This is a genomic window from Leifsonella bigeumensis (assembly GCF_039537265.1).
Lineage (GTDB): Bacteria > Actinomycetota > Actinomycetes > Actinomycetales > Microbacteriaceae > Terrimesophilobacter > Terrimesophilobacter bigeumensis.
Map to the genome: position 1 here is coordinate 21,196 of NZ_BAABAE010000001.1, position 18,470 is coordinate 39,665.

Consider the following 18,470-nt stretch of genomic DNA (forward strand, 5'->3'; position numbering starts at 1 on the left):
CGCGTGGTCAGGCCTGCGAAGGCCGCCCGCCGACCTGCGTGACCGCGCCGGCCGCGACCGCAGCTCCTGCCTTCGCCGCTGTCACGGCGTCGCCATTCTCAGTCCACGAGGCGAGGAACCCGGCGACGAAGGAGTCCCCCGCACCCGTCGGGTCGACGATCCTCGACTCGACGACCGGGATGCGCACCGGATCGTGGCCGGTCTCGACGACGATGACGCCGTCCGCCCCGAGGGTGAGCGCCACGAGCGGAAACCGTTGGCCGAGCGCGGCAGCGATCTCCATCGGGTCGTCGAGCCCGGTGAGGGCGCGGCCTTCGTCGAGGTTCGGGAACAGCAGTCCGGCGCCGGCGATGACGGCCAGGAACGCCTCGGCGCCGAAGTCCTCGAGGCTGCCGGCGGATGCCGGGTCGACCGACACCGGGACTCCGCGCGCGGCGGCCCGATCGAACAGGCGGCGCACGGCCGCGTGATCGTCACCCGCGCCGTCCCCGTGATAGATCGTGTAGCCGGTGAAGTGCACGACGGAGGCGTGATCGAGCAGCTCGTCGGACACGTCGTCCGCGCTCAGGAGGTCGTTGGCGCCTCGTTCGGTGAGCATGCTGCGGCTGTTGCCCTCGACGATGACGATGATCGCCCCGGTCGGATGCTCGGTGTCGCCGATGAGGTGCGGCGTCACGCCGAACCCCGCGAGGATATCGCTGTGGCGTGCGACATCGCCCGCGCCGACCCGGCCGACGAAGTCGACGGCCGCGCCCTGAGCGCCGAGCCAGGATGCCGCGTTCGCGGCTGAACCGCCCGCCCGCTGGCGGATCGAGCTGGGGGTGTCGGTGTCGTGGCGGATGGGGCCGGACGGCACGACGACGACATCGTCGATGACGTCGCCGAAGACGACGATGCGGCGAGCCCCGCTGGCAGGTTCGGGAGCGGCGGCGGGGTTCGGCATGGTCACACAATTCTATGGCTACCGGTCTCTGAGGAGTCAGCGCGGTGCCGCTCCCTGAGGAGTCGGGCCGCGTTCAGGGAACAGTGACTACGCCAGGCACTCCGCCGGCAGCTCGAACCAACGCAGATGCTCGAAGTCCTCGCCGAGGACCGCCGCGACGCTCGCGGTGCCGGGGTCGGCATCCGGAAGCCCCGCGAACAGCTCGCGCGCGGCAGCGAGGGTGTCGGCGTACACCGAGGCCGGGGCGACGTCGTCGTGTCGCGGGAAGGCGAGCACGCCATCCGGGCCGTAGGTCAGTTGTGCGAACCGCAGCGGCGGCTCGACCGGGCCGACGCGATGCTTCCAGAGCCCGGATGCCGCGTCGAACCGGTAGTCGGGCAGCAGGCGCCAGCCGTGCTCGGCGATGATCACGACCGCCTTGACGATGTAGCGGAACACCTCGTCGCTGATGAAGTAGTTGAAGTTGACGCGCACCCACCCGGGTTTGATGCCCTCGCAGCCTCCGAGGATCTGCTGCTCGAACTCCTGGGAGCGTTCGAGGTCGATACCGAGGAGCCGGTGCCCGTAGGGACCGGCGCACGAGCATCCGCCCCGGCTCTGGATGCCGAACACGTCGTTGAGCATGGCGACGACGGCGTTGTGGTGCAGGTACTTGCCGTCCGGGCGCTTCACGACGAAGGAGACGATCGAGAGGCGCTCCGCATCCGGGTTGCCGAGGACCTCGATCGACGGATGCGCGCCCCAGGCCGCGATCGCCCGGCGCAGGAAGTCGTGCTCGAGCGCCTGGATCGTCTCGACCCCGACGGCCTCCTTGAGCTGGAAGACGAGCCCGGCGCGGATCGACTCGATGATCGCCGGGGTGCCGGCCTCCTCCCGGTGCTCGGGGTTCACGAGGTAGCGATGATGGTCGGGGTTGACGTAGCTGACCGTGCCGCCGCCGACGACATCCGGGACGGCGTTGCGCAGCAGCGCGCGGTCGACGATGAGCACGCCCGGGGTTCCCGGGCCGCCGATGAACTTGTGCGGGGAGAGGAAGATGGCGTCCTTGCGCTCGATCGGCTGACCGCCGCGCCGGTCGACCTCGATGTCGACGTAGGGGGCGGCGGCGGCGAAGTCCCAGAACGCGAGCGCCCCGTGCTCGTGCAGCAGCCGGGTGATCGCGTGCGTGTCGCTCAGGATGCCGGTGACGTTGCTCGCCGCGCTGAACGAGCCGATCTTGAGCGGTCGGTCGGCGTACATCCGCAGTTCGTCGGCGAGTTGAGCCTGGTCGATGTGGCCGTCGGGGTCCTCGTGGATGGTGACGACATCCGCGATCGACTCCCGCCACGGCAACTCGTTGCTGTGGTGTTCGTACGGTCCGATGAAGACGACCGGGCGCTCGCGCTTCGGGATGCGCGCGTCGAGGCCGTGACGCTCGTCGAGCTCGCGCGGCAGGCGCAGGCCGAGGATGCCGACGAGCTTGTCGATCGCCCCCGTCGACCCGCTCCCGGTGAAGATGACCATGGTGTCGTCGTCGCCGTTGACGGCCCGGCGGATGGTGTCGCGCGCATCCTCACGCAGCCGCGTGGTCTGCAGGCCGGTGCCGCTCGACTCGGTGTGGGTGTTCGCGTAGCGCGGCAGCACCTCGTCGCGCAGGAAGTCCTCGAGGAAGCTGAGCGAGCGACCGCTCGCGGTGTAGTCGGCGTAGGTGACCGGCTTGCTGCCGTAGGGCCCGTCCATGAGCCGGTCGTCGCCGATCACGCAGTCCCGGATGCGCGCGACGATCGCCGGTTCGACGAGCGTTGTCGAGCGCGGCGGGATCACGCATTCCGCGACCTGCTGCATGCTGGGAGACTAACGGATCGCTGCTCGCAGGGATAGGGAGCACTGTGCTCCGATGCCGAACCGTGCCGTGGTCGCCGGCACCCTCGTATCATGGCGAGGGTGACGAGTCAGGGACCGGTGGTATCCGCCCCGCGCAGCTCGGCGACGGTACTGCTGCTGCGCGACGACCCCTTCGAGGTGCTCTTGGTGAGCCGGGCGGCGCGCGGGGCGTTCGCCTCTGCTCTCGTGTTCCCCGGCGGCGCGATCGACCCCGGTGACCACGACCCGGGATGGCGGGAACTCGCCACGGACTTCGACGAGGTCACGAGCGACGAGCGCGCCGTGCGCATCGGCGCCATCCGGGAGGTGTGGGAGGAGACCGGCATCCTGCTCGCGGACGACCAGGCAGTCGGCACGGCGCCAGCGCGGGCCGGGCAGGAGTTTCGCGAGGCGGTCACCGAGGCCGGCGTGCGCATCCGCCTGGATGCGCTCGCGCACTTCGGGCACTGGATCACGCCGGTCGTCGAGCCGCGGCGCTTCGACACCCACTTCTTCCTCGCGGCGGTGTCGCGTGACGTGGTGGCGGTCCCGGATGGCGCGGAGACGCTCACGGCGGAGTGGATGTCGCCCGCCCGTGCGGTGGAACTCGCCCGCTCCGGCGAACGTCCCATCATCTTCCCGACCATGGTGAACCTCGCCCGGCTCGCCGAGAGCAGCAACAGCGCGGAGGCTCTCGCTGCGGCGCGGGCTCGCCCGCGCTACACCGTTCAGCCCGAGATCGCCCTCGAACCGGATGGGGCGCGGCGCGTCACGATTCTCGCCGAGTCGGGTTATCCGGTGACCGAGTGGCGGGAGTTTCGCTGACGGAGGTCGCCGACGTCGGAGCATCGATGCACAATGGCGTCATGACGCGTTTCGCGATCGATGCCCTGACCGCGGTGCGCCTCGCCCGCGAAGACATCGCGGTGCCGGACGAGCACCAGCTGGTCGCACCGAAGCTGCTCCAGTCGCACGCACTGTCGATCGTCTACCGGGCGGTGCGGCGGGGCGAACTCGACGATGCGGAGGCGCACGCCATCCTCGACCGGGTCACGACCATGCGCATCCGTCTGCTGGGCGACCGGGTGTCGCGGGCCACGGCGTGGCACGTGGCCAGGCGGCTCGACCACGAGGACACTGCTGTCGCCGAGTACATCGCCATCGCCCAGCTGCAGGCGGATGCGTTCGTCACCCTCGACGACGACCTCGCCCGCCAGGTCGGCGAGTTGGTGACGCTCGCGCCGTTCGAGGCGCTGCAGGCACGCTGATGGGGTCGGATGCCGAAGTCATCGGTTTGGTGCGCCCGGAGGGATTTGAACCCCCGGCCTATTGATCCGTAGTCAATTGCTCTATCCGCTGAGCTACGGGCGCAGTCCTGCCGGCGAAAGCCGACCCAGAGAACTATACCAGCGGTGGCGCGCAGGTCGCCCACCGAGCATCCGGGGTGACAATGGAGCGATGAACCAGCAATCGTGGAACGACGTCGACCACTACTTTTCGCAGCTGCTCGTCAGACCGGATGCCGGCCTCACCGGCGCCTTACGGGCCAACACCGAGGCCGGCTTGCCTGCCATCGATGTCGCGCCCACCCAGGGCAAGCTCCTCATGCTGCTCGTGAAGCTCTGCGGCGCCCGCCGGGTGCTCGAGATCGGCACGCTCGGCGGCTACAGCACGATCTGGTTGGCGCGCGGACTGCCGGCGGGCGGACGCATCGTCACGCTCGAGTCGATGCCGAAGCACGCCGAGGTCGCCCATTCCAATCTTCTGCACGCGGGCGTCGCCGAGCACGTCGAGATCCGCGTCGCCCCGGCCGCCGAGTCGCTCGCGCAACTCGTGAGCGATGGAGCCGCGCCTTTCGACTTCGTCTTCCTCGATGCCGACAAGGTCAACAATGCGAGATATCTCCAGTGGGCGATGATGCTCACGAGGCCCGGGAGCGTCATCGTCTGCGACAACGTCGTACGCAACGGGCACGTCGTCGACGAGGACGGCACCGACGAGTCGGTCGTGGGCACGCGTGCCTTCCTCGACGCCGTGGCCGAGGACCCGCGGCTGGAGGCCACGGCGATCCAGACGGTGGGCGTGAAGGGCTGGGACGGCTTCGCAGTCGCACGCGTGAAGTGAGCCCCGGGAAGGGCTGCATGCCATCCGGCGTCACAGCCCCCAGGCGCCCGCAGGCGCCTTCACGACGGGCACTGGGCTGTAGTGCCAGTGCGCACCGTCCGCGTAGTGGCCGGATGCCCACGGCGAGAACCAGATGGCGTGCTCGGTGACCTCGGTGGGCGACGACGCCGCGAAGCCGGCGATGATCGCCGCATACCCCGGATGCCGCTGCAGGTTCTCGGCCGCCATCTGCGCGGCGATGACGAGGTTCGCATAGCTGCCGGTTCCCCCGCCGCCGCCAGAACCGTATCCGTTGTTCAGGGGGTTGTTGCGGTTCCACCAGTTGTCGGGGCCGTTCTCCTGGCGCATCCAGCGCAGGAGCACGGTGACGTTCTCCTCGGTGACGGGCCACCCTCCCGAGAGGAGGACGATCTTCGCCCAGTCGTGGTTGGTTCCGCTCGCGGCGAGCTGCGGGATGCCCGGCATGATCCTGTAGGAGTCGCGGGTCACCGCCGCGACGGCCGCTGCCGGCGGCACGGTGACCTCCTGCCCGTGAATGTCGTTGTAGGCGGCGAGTATCTCCTCAGCAGTGGCGGGCGCGGGGGGTGCGACAACTGTGATCGCGATGATCGCGAAGGCGGCGACGCTCGCACCGATGGCGAGGTGCAGCCGCGAGTGCGACGACATCCTGACGCGGCGGTGCCTTGCGAGGGGACTTGCGAAGGGAATGTGCAGAGGTGTCATGGGAGTGTTGGCCCGTGCCGCGGACTCGCGGAATCGCCGTACGAAGTCCGCCTCAGACGTTAGCGGCGGCACTTGGGAGCGGCCTGTGAACGGCGCGTGTCGCTGCTGCTCTGGCTGGCCCTCTCCGCGATGCTCTGGAAGCCGGGTGTGATCGGGCGCCGGTCGGACGATCCACCGGGCCCGACGCAACAACTAGGCTCAACGCATGAGATCTGCATCGTCGGGGAGCTCGTGGTGAGCGACCCCGTCTCCGCCTTCGCAGAACCACTGCTGACCCCGCCGGGCCAGCCGCTGCGGGTTGCCGTGTACTCGCGGATCGCCGACGCCATCCGGTCCCACGGCCTGCTGCCCGGGGGCCTGCTGCCCCGGGAGACCGAGCTGGGCCTCGCGCTCGGTGTGAGTCGCACCGTCGTCCGCGAGGCGCTCATGCTGCTCGAAGAGGACGGGCTCATCACCACCAAGCGCGGGGTCGGACGGTTCGTGGCGGATTCGATCCCGTCGCAGAAGTTCGGAGAGTTCCGTCCGCTCGAGGACGTGCTCACGGAGGAGGGCGGGACGGTGAGCGCGGAGGTCGTCGAGTTCACCCGCCAGACGGCGACGGACTTCGTCTCGGAGTATCTGGAGCTCCCCGCGGATGCGAAGTTCTGGTTCCGGGAATGCATCGTCTCGAAGGACGACACACGAGTGGCACTCGTGCAGGAATACCTGCCGGATGAGAGTTACCTCGCCACGCTGGATTCGGGTGTTGCGACATCCCTGCACGAGGCGGCATCCGTGTCGACGACTCTCCTGAAGGCGATCACCGAGCGTCTCGGCCCGGTCTTCACAGCGGGCACTTGCCGGATCGCTGCCTCGGTCGCGGGACCGACCCGAGCGCATCAGCTCGACGTCAAAGCGAGCGACTCGCTTCTCGTCCTCACCCAGACGGCTCACCTCGGCGACACTCCGGCCTATGTATCCAAATGCGCGCTTCCGCCGGCATTCGGTCACCTCGAAATCGCCCAGTGGCGGCCGGCCTAGGCCCCTTCTGCCACCCCGACCGCGCCGCGCGGGGTGCCGACCAGCGCGCTGTGCAGCACGGCGACGACCACGAGCGCGAGCGCGAAGATCGCCGTCGTCCAGAACCCCACGGATGATCCGAAGCCCTGCACGATGAATCCGCCGACGGCGGCCGCGACGGCCTGGCCGACCACGAGCGAGCTCTGCAGCATCGTCATGACTGTGGCCGACCGGCCGACAGGTGACGCCGCAGCTCCGAGACTGAACAGGGTGACGAGGGACGCCCCCACCCCGCACCCGCACAGGAACAACGCACCGACCGCCCAGGGGAGGTTCGTGACGCAGGCGAGAGCCACGGCCCCCACGGTGCTCATCCCTGCGAAGACGATCCAGCGGGCCTCGAGTGTGACGCGCGGGGGGATCGCGACGATGACGATCGCGCTCAGAATCGCCCCCGCGCTCATGGCACCGTAGACGATGCCGGTCTGCTCACCCGCATCCATCGTGCGCATGAACTCGGTCAGCGCGGTCAGGATCGTGCCGAAGATGGCCCCCACCAGGGCCATCGCGGTCGAGAGCACAAGGATGCGGCCGGTCAGGACTCTGCCGTCGGCGAGAGTGGCAGTGCCCCCTCGCGGTGCAGTCGGTGCAGTGGATGCGATGCGCCCGGATTCAGCGGCTGGCATCCGGCGTGCCGTGGGGTGCAGCGCGAAGGCGACCACGACGAACGCCGTGAGCATGGCACCGAGTGCGAGGGGCGCCCACGGCGCGAAAAATGCTGTCAGGAGCCCGACCAGTACAGGGCCGATCACGAAGGATGCCTCGTCCATGGCGGACTCGTAACTCATCACCACGGAGACCGCCCGCGTGCGCCGCTGGACACTGCGTGGGCGAGCAGCGATCCCAGCCAACCGAGCGCGGGAGAAGGGAGAGACCTGCGGTGTCGTTCCGCCCAGCAGGCCGGCGACGACAGCGATCAGGATGAAGTGGGCGCCAGCGAGAACCAGGGCGAGGAACAGGCCGACCGTCGCAATGCTCATGACGCTGACCATCAGGAGAACCGTTCGCTCGCCGAACCTGTCGGCGAGCCAGCCGATGCTGGGACCGAGCACCGCGGTGCCGATTCCGGCGCACGCGGCCGCCACACCGGCCTCCGCGACCGACTCTCGCACGGTGGCGATCATGGTCAGCACGCCGATGATCATCATCGCGAACGGCACCCTGCCGACGAAGGCGACCGGGAAGTACCCCCAGCCGGTGAGCCCTGCGAAAGCGGCGATGTCGGTGCGCAGGGAGACCAGACCGGGTGGGGCCGGGTCTCCCTGCGACCCGGTCATCCCTGCGGCGATGACAGGGACTCGACCTTGAAGGCGCCGGAGATGATGTCTGCCTGCAGTTGCTGCACCTCGTCGAGGAGCTTCGGATCGAGCTTCGCCTCCCAATCGTGCGTCGGCGCGATTCCGACACCATCGTTGGCGAGGGTGCCGACATACGGCGTGTTGTCGAATTCGCCCTTGGCGGTCGCGAGAGTGACCTCCTGCGCTGCGCGGGTGAGGTTCTTGAGCACCGACGTCAGGTAGTAGGACTGGAACTCGGGGGCACTGACATAGGCGTCCGAGTTGACTCCGATGATCGCGCCGTCGACGTTGTGGTCGAGCATCGCCTGGATCGATGCTTTGAAGAGGGTTCCGGCGACCGGCATGACGATGTCGACGCCCTGGTCGAGCATCCCCTCGGTGATCGTCTTCGCCTGGTTCTGGTCATCGAAGCTGCCGACGAAGACCCCGTTCTGGGTTGCTTTGTCCCACCCGACGAGCTTGACCGACGTGCCGTGCACCGTGTTGTAGTGGGCGACGCCGTCGGCGAAGCCATCCATGAAGACCGTGACCGACGGGAACGGCATACCGCCGAATGTGCCGACGGTGCCGGTCTTGGTGGCACCCGCCGCCAGGTAGCCGGCGAGGGCGGCGGCCTGGGCCGTGTCGAAGAGCACCGGCTTGACGTTGTCGAGTTCGAGGGGGCTGAAGTCGTCGTTGCTCACTGTGCTGTCGATGAGCGCGAAGTCGACATCGGTCTCGACCTTGGCCGCATCTCGCGTCGCATTCGCGAGCGCGAAGCCGACCGTGACGATGAGATCGCAGCCCTCGCCGACGAGAGCGGAGATGTTTCCGGCGTATTGGTCCTCGGAGGAGGACTCGGCGCTGGCGATCTTCGCGCCGAGCTCGTCGACGGCGGCCTGAACACCGTTGTAGGTGAGTTCGTTGAAGTCCTTGTCCTTGAATCCGGTGAGGTCGGACACGGCGCAGGCGAGGAAATCGTTCGCGCCGAGCTCGCCGGACGAGGGTGCCTCAGGGGCCCCCTCACATCCGCTCAGGGCGAGGGCGACGAGTGCGCCGACCGAGACGAGTGTGGTGACTGTGGTGCCTCTTCGCATGGTGTCTCCAGTTCTGGTGGTTGTGATAGTCAGGTTGTATGAAGTTATACCTCTTATCCTCGCGTGCGCAACGAGGAAACGAGCTCTAAGGGGAGAGTCGGCCGCGCAGCCTCGCTCTCGTGCCGTCCTCGAGGAAGGCGGCCTCGACGCTCGTGCGGTCGAGGAGATCGAGATCCTCATCGTCGAAGCCCAGGTCCGCAGTCAGCACCGCACGCTCATAGCGGAGGTCGGCCCCGGTCTGCATCGGGTTATCATCACCCAGCACGAGCCGCACCCCCGCGTCGCGGAACGCCGGCGCCGGATGGTCTGCGACGGACGCGATGGCGCCTGTGTACCAGTTCGAGGTGGGGCAGATCTCAACGACGACCCCGGCATCCGCCACCCAGCTGAGCACCTCGGGATCATCGATGATGTGCGCACCATGGCCGATTCGCGTGGCCCCGAGGAGCGTCACGGCCTCGCGGGCGGCGTGCGCGCTCGCCGCCTCTGCGGCATGGCAGGTGATGCCGAGTCCTGCTGCACGCGCGATGTCGAAAGCGGAGATGTGTGGCTCGAGTGCGGGATGGAGCAGTTCGTCGCCGGCCAGGTCGAAGCCGACCACGCCGGCCCCCGCACACAATGCGGCGACCCGGGCAACCGACTCGTTGACCTCGGCGGTGTGATGGCGAAGTGCCGCCAGGACGAGTCCACTGGGAACACCGCTTGCCGTGCTCGCTTCGCGCATCCCCTCAGCGACGGCGAGCACGACATCGCGCATCCGCCGCTCGTCCCGTGCGTGGGTCGCCGGGCCGAAGCGCAGCTCGAGGTAGTCGTGACCGGATGCGGCGGCATCCTCGACGGCCTCACGGGCGATGCGGCGCGCGGCATCCGGCGTCCGAAAGAACGGATAGGTCGACGCGACCTTTTCCAGATACACCGTGAGATCGGCCGGGCCGCCCAGTCGGATGGCCCGCTGCCAACCGTCACTGAGAGTCGGCAACCCCTCGATCGCGGCCAACTCTGCCGCCGTCTCCGGACGCACGCGCCCTTCGAGATGACTGTGCAGGTTGATCAGCACGTCACAACTCCAGGCGGACGGCGACCTCGAGGGCGGCTTCGATGCTGCGCATCCAGCCCTCCTTGAGCGCCTCCTCCACCCCCGAGTAGAGGCTCGTGCCGTCGAACAGGTTGCTGGAGGTAGAGCAGATCATGCCCGCACGCACGCCGCGCAACCGGGCGACGACGTACAGCGCAGCGCTTTCCATTTCGACGTTGAGCACACCGAGGCGGTTGAGCTCGGCGATCCATTCCGGCGTCTCGGCGTAGAAGGCGTCGTCACTCGCATTGATGCCGGAGTGGACGGCGGCATCCGTTCCCTTCGTGAGCTCGCGGGCGACCTCGGCGAGCTCGAGCGCGATGCGGAGGTCCGGGACGGCAGGATAACCGTGGTGGGCGTAGGCGGCGGTCGTCCCGTCGTTGCGGAGCGAACCCTCACTGACCAGCAGGTCCCCCGGCTTGACCCCCGGCTGGAGGCCGGCGGAAGACCCCACCCTGATGAAGGAGGTGACCCCGACCCGGATGAGCTCCTCGACGGCGATCGCGGTCGAGGGGCAGCCCATTCCGGTGGAGGTCGCCGTGATCTTGCGACCCTTGTACAGGCCGGTCATGGTCATGTGCTCGCGATTGTGAGCGACGGTCTGCACGTCGGTGAGGAACTCGGCGACGAGGGGAACGCGAAACGGGTCCCCCGGGAGGAGGGCGACGGTGGACACCTCGCCCGGCGCAACACCGATGTGAAACTGGCGCTCATCGAGGCCTGCTGCGCTCTTGTCGACGGGGGACGCTGTGCTCATCTGCTGGGCTCCACAACTCTGGGGTTCATGTTTGTATGATGTTATACCTCTTCTCGAGGTCGGGAAAGCCCATTCTTCACGAGCGTGGAGCCTTGGCTCGCGGCCGCCGATAGACTCGAGACCGGAGTGCCGGGAAGACTGGTCGGCGATACACTCGCCGACCCCACGTCAGGACTCCCACATGGTGCGCACCGTCGCCTCTTCTCTCAGCCGCAACTTCCTCGGCAGTGCCCCCCGCTGGTACAAGCTCGCGATTCTGGGCTTCCTGATCGCCAACCCCTTCGTGCTGATCCTGGCCGGGCCGTTCGTGGCCGGATGGCTGGTCGTGGCGGAGTTCATCTTCTGCCTGGCCATGGCATTGCAGTGCTACCCGCTGCAGGCCGGCGGACTTCTGGCGATCGAGGCGGTCGCACTCGGGATGACCAGTGCCGGATCGGTCTATGACGAGGCGCGAGCGAACTTCTCCGTCATCCTGCTTCTGATGTTCATGGTCGCGGGAATCTACTTCATGCGGGACATCCTGCTGCTGGTCTTCACCAAGCTGGTCATCCATGTGAAGTCCAAGCTGCTGCTGTCCCTGACCTTCACGGGTGTCGCCGCACTACTGTCGGCCTTCCTCGATGCCCTCACCATCGCCGCGGTCGTCATCGCCGTGGCCCTCGGCTTCTACACGGTGTTCCATCGATTCGCGTCCGGACGCGGCTACGACGACGACCACGATCACGACGACGACGAACTTGTCAGCGACCCGCTTCGCGGCGACCTGGACCGCTTTCGCGCGTTCCTTCGGAACCTCCTCATGCACGCGATGGTCGGCACCGCGCTGGGTGGTCTCGCCACCCTCGTCGGAGAGCCGCAGAACCTGCTCATCGGCGAAACCGTCGGGTGGAACTTCGGCGAGTTCCTCATGAGGATGGTGCCGATCTCGGTGCCGGTCCTCATCATCGGACTGCTGACGACCGCACTGCTCGAGAAGACCCGCTGGTTCGGCTACGGTGCCCAGCTGCCGGCGTCGGTGCGGGAGGTCATGGTCCGCTGGGACCAGCAGCAGAGTGAGGATCGGTCTCCGCAACAGCGAGCCCGGCTCGCCGTGCAGGGTGTCACCGCTCTGCTCCTGGTCGTGGGCCTCGCGCTTCACGTCGCCGAGGTCGGGCTCATCGGTCTCGCGATCATCGTGCTCGCCACCGCCTTCAACGGCGTGATCAACGAGCGCACCCTCGGCCGCGCCTTCCAGGAGGCCCTGCCGTTCACCGCCCTGCTGGTCGTCTTCTTCGCCATCGTGGCCGTGATCCACGACCAGGACCTCTTCAAACCGGTCATCGATCTGGTGCTCGCACAGAGCGGCTCGCAGCAGCTCATGGGGATCTTCGTCGCATCCGGCGCGCTCTCGGCCATCAGCGACAACGTCTTCGTCGCCACGATCTATATCAATGAAGTGGCTCAGGCCTTCGCCTCGGGAACCATCGACCGGGAGCAGTTCGAGCTGCTCGCCATCGCGATCAACGCCGGCACCAACATCCCCAGTGTCGCGACCCCGAACGGACAAGCAGCGTTCCTCTTCCTGCTCACCTCGGCGATCGCGCCTCTGACGCGACTGGGATACGTCCGGATGCTGTGGATGGCGCTCCCCTACGCGATCACCATGACCACGGTGGGCCTGCTGGCGACCATGTTCCTGCTCTAGGCGATCCCTGGCGCAGGCGCTCCCAACTCCCCCTGAGCCATATCCGCTGGAAGCGAACCGTTGATGGCAGCCGAGGCGCCGGAGACCAGCCCCTCGTCGACAGGATTTCCCTTGGCGGTACCGGTGGGATTTGAACCCACGGTGGGCTTTCACCCACACAACTTTTCGAGAGTTGCACCTTCGGCCGCTCGGACACGGTACCGGGAGAGAGTTTAGTACACGCATCGGTGCGGCTTCGACCCGCGCGGCTTCGACCCCGGTGCCAGGTGCGACAGCATCCGGTCCCAGTGGGGGACGACGACCAGGTGGCCGGCGTTCGGGTCCATCTCGACCCTCGCATCCGGGAGCGCCCGCTGGTACCACGTCGCATGCCGTCCGCCGATCGCATCCTTCGCCCCGTAGATCAGGAGGGCCTTCGCCTGCACCTCCGCGAGGTCGAAGCCCTGGTCGAGCACGGTGTAGCTCAGGATGTCCGCCGCCATCCCCGCGTTGCTCTGCCGAACCGCGTTGTCGAGCATGACCACGAGCCTGTCCTCGGCTGCCGGCAGCATCGCTTCATCCGCGCCCGGCGGGATGAGGAAACCCACGAGGTCGCGACCGGTCGGCTTCGCCCCGACCAGCGCGTCGAACTGCCCGGTGAGCGCCATCAGTGCATCGGCCGGGGCCATCGTCGCGAGCGCTTCAAGACCTCCCCGGAGGTCGTCCGGTATCCACGGGACCTCCCCGTCCGGAGCGGGCGTGCCGGCAATCGCGACACGATCGACGAGCCCCGGATGCATCGCAGCCAGTGCGAGAGCGATGCGACCTCCCGCCGACCACCCTGCCGCGCCGAACCGCTCGACACCCCGTGACCTCAGAACCTCAGCCACGTCATCCGCAGCCTGTGCGATCGTGAAGGGTTCACCCTCGGGCAGCGGCTCCGACAACCCGTATCCGGGTCGATCGACGGCGATGACACGCACGATCCGGCCCGATGTCGCCACGGGATCGGGGTCGAAGAGCGACGACCCCGGAGCCGGATGCGCGAGCACGACGACCTGCTCGGCTTCGGGGTTGCCGAACTCGGTCACCCCGACTACCCGTCCAGAGCCCAGCGCGAAGGTCGTCGTCTCCATCCGGTCATCCTCACTCGGACCACCGACACCGTGAACGACGGGTGCTGCGAGCCGGGCGCTGCCGATCGGACCCGGTCGACTACCGCTGCCGCACCGAGGTCACGCGCACGTAGTAGCCGTCCGGGTCGACGAGCCGGAAGTCCCTGGTCCCCCACGGCCGTGCCTTGAGCGGCTCGCACACGCCGCCCAGCGCGTCCGCGTGCGAGCTCGCCGCCGCGTACGCCGCATCGACGTCGTCCACCTCAAGGACGATCTCGACACCGACTCCCCGCGGCCCGGCCAGTCGCTCGGCGCTGAAGTGGTGGCCGGCATGCAGGTTGTCCGGGCTCTGCACGCCGATCGTCGCGACCCCCGAGCGCAGCGGGACGTAGCCGTCCGGCGACCACCCGTCGGGAGGCGTGAGTCCCAGCGTCGCCTGGTAGAAGCCGACCGTGGTGGCCACGTCCCGCACGAAGAGTTCGAAGCGCACACCCGTCACACTCACGGCGAATTCGGTCATCCCTGCCTCCTGAGATCAGCGGGGCGGCCGCGGAAGCGCCGCCTTGACCGCGCCCCGGGCGTTCCCGGCATCCGTTGTCGCCAGCGCGACCTGCGCCAGCATCCGGGCCTCCTCCATGCTGTAGCGCAGCAGGGTCGCCCGCACCTCCTTGAGCGCGTTCGGCACCATGGACAGGCTCGTGACACCGAGCCCGACGAGCACGACCGCGAGCAGGGGGTCGGATGCCGCCTCGCCGCACACGCTCAGCGGCTTCCCCGAGGCGGTCGCCGCGTCGCCGACCATGCCGATGAGCCGCAGCACCGACGGGTGCCAGGCATCCTGGTACGACGCGACGGCCCCGTTCTGGCGGTCAGCGGCGAGCGTGTACTGGGTGAGGTCGTTCGTCCCGATGCTCACGAAGTCGACGACGCCGAAGATCTGGTCGGCGACGATCGCGCTCGACGGCACCTCGATCATGACCCCGACCCTCGCTACGCCCGCCTCCCGGGCCATGGTGGCGAACCACTCGGCCTCGGTCGCGTCGGCGACCATGGGCGCCATGACCCAGAGGTCGGACGGGACCGCGGCCGCAGCGGCGGCGAGCGCCGTCAGCTGGTCGCGCATGAGCGGCTCGTGGTCGCGAACGGTCCGGATGCCGCGCACCCCGAGCGCCGGGTTCTCCTCCTTACCGAGCGGGAGGAAGGCGAGCGGCTTGTCGGCACCGGCGTCGAGGGTGCGCGCGACCGCCTTGCGGCCCTCCAGCGCCTCGAGGATCTCGCTGTAGCGGGCGATCTGCTCCTCGACAGTGGGAGCTTCGGTCTCCTCGAGGAACATGAACTCCGTGCGCAGGAGTCCGACCCCTTCCGCCCCCTTGGCCACGGCATTCTGCACGTTCTCCACCGAGCCGACATTGGCCAGGAGCGGGACGGCGGTCCCGTCGGACATCCGGCCGGGCTCCCTGGCGTCGTCGTCATCGACCTCGTTCATCCGCGCGCGCACCTCGGCGACGCGCTCCTCGCTCGGGGAGCACTCGATGGTCCCCTCGGCCGCGTCGACGACGACCATCTCGTCCTCGGGGATGTCCTGCACGCCGGCCGCCGAGACGACCGCGACAAGACCCTTGGCTCGCGCCAGGATGGCCGTGTGAGCCGTCGGGCTGCCACCGGATGTCACGAGCGCGAGCACCCGGGTCAGGTCCAGTACGGCGGTGTCGGCCGGCGAAAGGTCCTCGGCCACGAGCACGAACGGCTCGTCGGAATCGGGGACATCCCCCGCCGACACCCCCATGATCGCCGCCACGGTCCGGCGGGAGACGTCCACGAGATCGCTCGCGCGCTCGGCCTGCGTGCCCCCGAGGGACTGGAGCATGGCGACGAACGTGCGGAAGGCCTGGGCCACCGCCCACTCGGCGGTCTTCTTCTGCGCGAGCTGCGCCTCGATGTCCTCCCAGACATCCGGGTCCCTGGCCATCATGGCCTGCGCGGTGAGCACGTCTGCGGCGTCTCCACCGGCCCGCTGCGCCCGCGCCTCGAGCTCGCCGGCCACCTGCTCGAGCGCGTCACGCGCCCTGGCGGTCTCCTCCTCCGTGGACAGCGTGGAGACGGTGTCGGTCGGCTCCGGCACGGCGGTGAACATCCGCCGCACCGGACCGACGACCACGCCGAGACCGACACCGAGACCGTTGTACTTCACAGCGCTTCCCTGATCCGGAACCCCTTAGGGCTCCTCATGATCGAGTTCCCTCGACACCAGGTCGGCCATCTGGCTCACGGACTCCCACGCGCCGTCCCCGGTCGCCTCCACCACGACGGGATCGCCGTGGCAGAAGTTCTGGGAGAGCACTTTGACGATGCTGCGGGCGTTGACCGCGGTGCCATCCGGCTTGCGGAGTGTGACCGGGGGCTCCAGCGTTCCGGCCAACGCGACCACCATGGCCGCCGGCCGGGCGTGGAGCCCGGACTTCGATCCGACGATGACCTCCGCGCTGACGGCGGCGCCGTCTTCGACGAGTTCGATGCTGTTGTTCACGGCTCTCCGTCTACTGGTTCCCCGGGGTGCTCCGGATGAAGATGTTCTTCGTCTGAAGATACTTCTCGATCCCGACGCCACCCAGCCCACTCGTCTTGTATCCCTGCGAGGGCGCCTGCAGACCGCCAGGGGCGAACCACTGGTTGACGTACACCTGGCCCGCCTGCAGCTCACGCGCAGCCTTCTCCGCACTGTCCACACTCGTCGTGAAGATGCCGGAGGCAAGGCCGTACCGCGTGTCGTTGGCGATGCTGAGCGCCTCGTCCAGGTCGTCCACCGGCGTGAGGGTCACGACCGGGCCGAAGACCTCCTCGCGTGCGATGGTGCAGCTGGGGTCCACGCCGCCGAAGACGGTGGGCGGAACGAACCAGCCTTCGCTGAGCGGACCCTCGGTGTACCGCTGGCCACCGGCGAGAAGCTCACCCTCGCCGCCTGCGATCGCACCATCGATGTAGCTCCAGACCTTGGAGTAGTGGTCCTCGCCGACGACCGGCCCCATCTCGGTGCTCTCGAGCAGCGGATCCCCGACGACGCGGGTCTTCGCCGCCTCGACGAGGCGAGCCGAGAACGCATCGTAGATGCCCCGCTGAACCAGGACCCGCGACCCGCACACGCAGATCTGGCCCGAGTTCGAGAACGCGCCCATGGTGCTCCACATGACCGCCGTGTCCAGGTCCGCGTCGTCGAGCACGATGTTGGGGTTCTTGCCCCCCAGCTCGAGCGAGACGCGCTTGACCTGGGCCGCGGTGTCCTGGAGGATCCGTACGCCCGTCTCGATTCCGCCGGTCAGCGACACCATGGCGACATCCGGATGCTTCACCAGCTGCGCGCCGACCTGCGACCCACGACCGTTGAGAACTGTCAGCACCCCGGGAGGGAGAACGTCGGCGATGAGCGAGGCGAGGTAGGAAAAGGACGCCGAGGCGAGCTCGGACGGCTTCATGATCGCCACGTTGCCTGCGGCAAGGATGGCGGCCATCCGCTGTACGCCGGTCCACAACGGCCCGTTCCACGGCAGGACCTCCAGCACGACGCCGTAGGGCTCGAGGCGGGCCCGGTGGCTCACCATCGGGTCGCCGACCTCGACACTGCGCCCACCGAGATCCTGCGCGCGACCCGCGAAGTAGGCGAGCGCTGAGAGCGACACCGGCATGTCGCTGTAGCGCACCGCCGTCACCGGCTTGCCGATGTCGATGGCGTCGAGGAACTCGAAGTCCGCCGCGTGCTTCTCCATGATGTCGGCGATCTTGAGCAGGTACTTGCCCCGCTCGAAGCCGGTGAGTCCGGCCCAGCCGGCCGCCGCGCCGCGCGCGGTCGCGACGGCGCGCTCCACGAGCGCCTCATCGGCGACCGCGAACCGGCCGGCCACCCGGCGATCCCGCGACGACACGATGTCGGAGGTCTCGCCATCCGTGACCAGCTCTCCACCCACGAGCATGGGAAGCGTTCCGTCGAGAAGGTTCCAGCGCGGGTCGTTCGATGTTGCGGCTGACATCACTTCGCCGCCGATACTGCCTGCTCGACGGTCGCGTTCTCGTGCAGGATCGCGTTGAGTCCGCGAACGACCCCACCGGGGTTCTTCGACGACCAGATGTTCGTCCCCACCGCGACGCCCACGACGCCGCCGTGGTTGATGGCGTCCCAGATCGGCCCGTAGAACTCCTCGAGGGTGTCCTTCGCGTGGCCGCCGAGGATGATGACCGGCACGCCGGCGTAGTCGACGACCCTGCGCATCGACTTCGCGTCGCCCGTGTAGAACGTCTTGATCATGTCGGCTCCGGTCTCTGCGGCAACCCGAGCACCCGCGGCGATGATCTCGGGCGTGCGCATGTCGGACCGGGAGAATCCGCCCGGAACCGGCTCGGCCAGGTACGGCAGGCCGACGGCGGATGCCTGGGCTGCCAGGGCGGCGGACTGGTTCACCCAGTCCTCATCCGCGAACGGGTAGACCATGGCCTTGATGCCGTCCGCGCCGATCGCGAGCGCGCGGGCGACCGCCTCCGAAGCGAATGGTGCGCGGGTGTCGACGCTCACGACGACCGAGGACCGGCCGAACTCCTCGTCATAGCGCTGGGCCGATCCGATCGGAGAGAGGAACGCGTCCGCTCCCGCCGCGACGGAGTCGCTGATCGTCTTGCCGTAGTTCACGAGGCCATCGACCGGCTCCTGGAGGAAGGCCGTGTGGTCCATCGCGACCATCAACATGCGTCCGTCTGACCCGAAGATCTGCTTCATTCTGCGCTTCATTATGTGGTTCTCCTGTTTCTT

At 68.3% G+C, this 18,470-nt stretch carries 18 protein-coding genes and 2 tRNA genes; 5 read left to right on the forward strand and 15 right to left on the reverse strand.

Translation table 11 applies throughout. The annotated features are described in order from the left end of the window. Nucleotides 1–7: 7 nt before the first annotated feature. On the reverse strand, nt 8–943 hold the full coding sequence (locus tag ABD678_RS00135; RefSeq protein WP_344752503.1) for a carbohydrate kinase family protein: 936 nt from the start codon (nt 941–943) through the stop codon (nt 8–10). Between the two features lie 87 nt (nt 944–1,030). Continuing rightward, complete coding sequence (locus tag ABD678_RS00140; RefSeq protein WP_344752505.1) at nt 1,031–2,767, reverse strand: aminotransferase class V-fold PLP-dependent enzyme; 1,737 nt, start codon at nt 2,765–2,767, stop codon at nt 1,031–1,033. 99 nt (nt 2,768–2,866) lie between these two features. On the opposite strand from ABD678_RS00140, the gene ABD678_RS00145 reads away from it, so the two are divergent. Together ABD678_RS00145 and ABD678_RS00150 are read left to right on the forward strand one after the other, a co-directional pair. After that, on the forward strand, nt 2,867–3,610 hold the full coding sequence (locus ABD678_RS00145) for an NUDIX hydrolase (RefSeq protein ID WP_344752507.1): 744 nt from the start codon (nt 2,867–2,869) through the stop codon (nt 3,608–3,610). Nucleotides 3,611–3,651: 41 nt separating this feature from the next. Next, the gene (locus tag ABD678_RS00150) at nt 3,652–4,053 is read left to right on the forward strand and encodes a type II toxin-antitoxin system VapC family toxin (protein ID WP_344752509.1); all 402 of its coding nucleotides are present in this window, start codon (nt 3,652–3,654) and stop codon (nt 4,051–4,053) included. A 27-nt stretch (nt 4,054–4,080) separates the two neighbouring features. Here the strand turns inward: ABD678_RS00150 and ABD678_RS00155 are convergent. Then, nucleotides 4,081–4,156: transfer RNA gene (locus ABD678_RS00155), tRNA-Arg, on the reverse strand. 87 nt (nt 4,157–4,243) lie between these two features. On the opposite strand from ABD678_RS00155, the gene ABD678_RS00160 reads away from it, so the two are divergent. Next, on the forward strand, nt 4,244–4,909 hold the full coding sequence (locus tag ABD678_RS00160) for an O-methyltransferase (protein ID WP_344752511.1): 666 nt from the start codon (nt 4,244–4,246) through the stop codon (nt 4,907–4,909). A gap of 30 nt (nt 4,910–4,939) precedes the next feature. Here ABD678_RS00160 and ABD678_RS00165 read toward each other — a convergent pair whose 3' ends face one another. Continuing rightward, nucleotides 4,940–5,575, reverse strand: a complete 636-nt coding sequence (locus ABD678_RS00165; protein ID WP_344752513.1) for a hypothetical protein — start codon at nt 5,573–5,575, stop codon at nt 4,940–4,942. Nucleotides 5,576–5,728: 153 nt separating this feature from the next. On the opposite strand from ABD678_RS00165, the gene ABD678_RS00170 reads away from it, so the two are divergent. Next, nucleotides 5,729–6,652: a GntR family transcriptional regulator gene (locus tag ABD678_RS00170; RefSeq protein ID WP_344752515.1), complete on the forward strand. Its 924-nt coding sequence runs from the start codon at nt 5,729–5,731 to the stop codon at nt 6,650–6,652. Here ABD678_RS00170 and ABD678_RS00175 read toward each other — a convergent pair. The 4 genes from ABD678_RS00175 to ABD678_RS00190 all read right to left on the reverse strand — a co-directional run bounded on the left by ABD678_RS00175 (nt 6,649) and on the right by ABD678_RS00190 (nt 10,897). Beyond that, nucleotides 6,649–7,968 carry an MFS transporter gene (locus ABD678_RS00175; RefSeq protein ID WP_344752517.1) on the reverse strand — a complete coding sequence of 440 codons (1,320 nt, stop codon included), beginning with the start codon at nt 7,966–7,968 and terminating at the stop codon, nt 6,649–6,651. The genes ABD678_RS00170 and ABD678_RS00175 overlap by 4 nt on opposite strands. Continuing rightward, a complete protein-coding gene (locus ABD678_RS00180; protein ID WP_344752519.1) occupies nt 7,965–9,065 on the reverse strand; it encodes a BMP family lipoprotein in 1,101 nt (366 codons plus the stop codon). Before ABD678_RS00180 ends, ABD678_RS00175 begins: the two co-directional genes overlap by 4 nt. An 85-nt stretch (nt 9,066–9,150) precedes the next feature. Continuing rightward, nucleotides 9,151–10,122, reverse strand: a complete 972-nt coding sequence (gene add / locus ABD678_RS00185; protein ID WP_344752521.1) for an adenosine deaminase — start codon at nt 10,120–10,122, stop codon at nt 9,151–9,153. A gap of 1 nt (nt 10,123) precedes the next feature. Further along, nucleotides 10,124–10,897, reverse strand: coding sequence for a nucleoside phosphorylase (locus tag ABD678_RS00190; protein ID WP_344752523.1), 774 nt, complete (start codon nt 10,895–10,897; stop codon nt 10,124–10,126). Nucleotides 10,898–11,078: 181 nt separating this feature from the next. Between ABD678_RS00190 and nhaB the strand changes: the two genes are divergently transcribed. Beyond that, nucleotides 11,079–12,581, forward strand: coding sequence for a sodium/proton antiporter NhaB (gene nhaB, locus ABD678_RS00195; RefSeq protein ID WP_344752525.1), 1,503 nt, complete (start codon nt 11,079–11,081; stop codon nt 12,579–12,581). A 112-nt stretch (nt 12,582–12,693) separates the two neighbouring features. Here the strand turns inward: nhaB and ABD678_RS00200 are convergent. The 7 genes from ABD678_RS00200 to ABD678_RS00230 form a co-directional block, all read right to left on the reverse strand. Further along, nucleotides 12,694–12,783: transfer RNA gene (locus tag ABD678_RS00200), tRNA-Ser, on the reverse strand. A gap of 10 nt (nt 12,784–12,793) precedes the next feature. Next, complete coding sequence (locus tag ABD678_RS00205; protein WP_344752527.1) at nt 12,794–13,696, reverse strand: alpha/beta fold hydrolase; 903 nt, start codon at nt 13,694–13,696, stop codon at nt 12,794–12,796. Nucleotides 13,697–13,775: 79 nt separating this feature from the next. Continuing rightward, nucleotides 13,776–14,195 (reverse strand): VOC family protein, encoded by a 420-nt coding sequence (locus tag ABD678_RS00210; RefSeq protein ID WP_344752529.1) that lies wholly within the window; start codon nt 14,193–14,195, stop codon nt 13,776–13,778. Nucleotides 14,196–14,210: 15 nt separating this feature from the next. Further along, nucleotides 14,211–15,866: a phosphoenolpyruvate--protein phosphotransferase gene (ptsP, locus tag ABD678_RS00215; protein WP_344752531.1), complete on the reverse strand. Its 1,656-nt coding sequence runs from the start codon at nt 15,864–15,866 to the stop codon at nt 14,211–14,213. A gap of 24 nt (nt 15,867–15,890) precedes the next feature. After that, complete coding sequence (locus tag ABD678_RS00220; RefSeq protein ID WP_344752534.1) at nt 15,891–16,202, reverse strand: HPr family phosphocarrier protein; 312 nt, start codon at nt 16,200–16,202, stop codon at nt 15,891–15,893. A gap of 10 nt (nt 16,203–16,212) precedes the next feature. Beyond that, nucleotides 16,213–17,697 (reverse strand): aldehyde dehydrogenase family protein, encoded by a 1,485-nt coding sequence (locus ABD678_RS00225; RefSeq protein ID WP_344752536.1) that lies wholly within the window; start codon nt 17,695–17,697, stop codon nt 16,213–16,215. Next, nucleotides 17,697–18,437: a class I fructose-bisphosphate aldolase gene (locus ABD678_RS00230; RefSeq protein ID WP_344752538.1), complete on the reverse strand. Its 741-nt coding sequence runs from the start codon at nt 18,435–18,437 to the stop codon at nt 17,697–17,699. Before ABD678_RS00230 ends, ABD678_RS00225 begins: the two co-directional genes overlap by 1 nt. Nucleotides 18,438–18,470: the final 33 nt, after the last annotated feature.

Excerpts from the sequence above, each read along its gene's own strand:
- ABD678_RS00135 (WP_344752503.1), bottom strand. The coding sequence starts at position 943 with ATGCCGAACCCCGCCGCCGCTCCCGAACCTGCCAGCGGGGCTCGCCGC.
- ABD678_RS00140 (WP_344752505.1), bottom strand. The coding sequence starts at position 2,767 with ATGCAGCAGGTCGCGGAATGCGTGATCCCGCCGCGCTCGACAACGCTC.
- ABD678_RS00150 (WP_344752509.1), top strand. The coding sequence starts at position 3,652 with ATGACGCGTTTCGCGATCGATGCCCTGACCGCGGTGCGCCTCGCCCGC.
- ABD678_RS00160 (WP_344752511.1), top strand. The coding sequence starts at position 4,244 with ATGAACCAGCAATCGTGGAACGACGTCGACCACTACTTTTCGCAGCTG.
- ABD678_RS00165 (WP_344752513.1), bottom strand. The coding sequence starts at position 5,575 with ATGTCGTCGCACTCGCGGCTGCACCTCGCCATCGGTGCGAGCGTCGCC.
- ABD678_RS00175 (WP_344752517.1), bottom strand. The coding sequence starts at position 7,968 with ATGACCGGGTCGCAGGGAGACCCGGCCCCACCCGGTCTGGTCTCCCTG.
- ABD678_RS00180 (WP_344752519.1), bottom strand. The coding sequence starts at position 9,065 with ATGCGAAGAGGCACCACAGTCACCACACTCGTCTCGGTCGGCGCACTC.
- ABD678_RS00190 (WP_344752523.1), bottom strand. The coding sequence starts at position 10,897 with ATGAGCACAGCGTCCCCCGTCGACAAGAGCGCAGCAGGCCTCGATGAG.
- nhaB (WP_344752525.1), top strand. The coding sequence starts at position 11,079 with ATGGTGCGCACCGTCGCCTCTTCTCTCAGCCGCAACTTCCTCGGCAGT.
- ABD678_RS00205 (WP_344752527.1), bottom strand. The coding sequence starts at position 13,696 with ATGGAGACGACGACCTTCGCGCTGGGCTCTGGACGGGTAGTCGGGGTG.
- ABD678_RS00210 (WP_344752529.1), bottom strand. The coding sequence starts at position 14,195 with ATGACCGAATTCGCCGTGAGTGTGACGGGTGTGCGCTTCGAACTCTTC.
- ABD678_RS00225 (WP_344752536.1), bottom strand. The coding sequence starts at position 17,697 with ATGTCAGCCGCAACATCGAACGACCCGCGCTGGAACCTTCTCGACGGA.
- ABD678_RS00230 (WP_344752538.1), bottom strand. The coding sequence starts at position 18,437 with ATGAAGCAGATCTTCGGGTCAGACGGACGCATGTTGATGGTCGCGATG.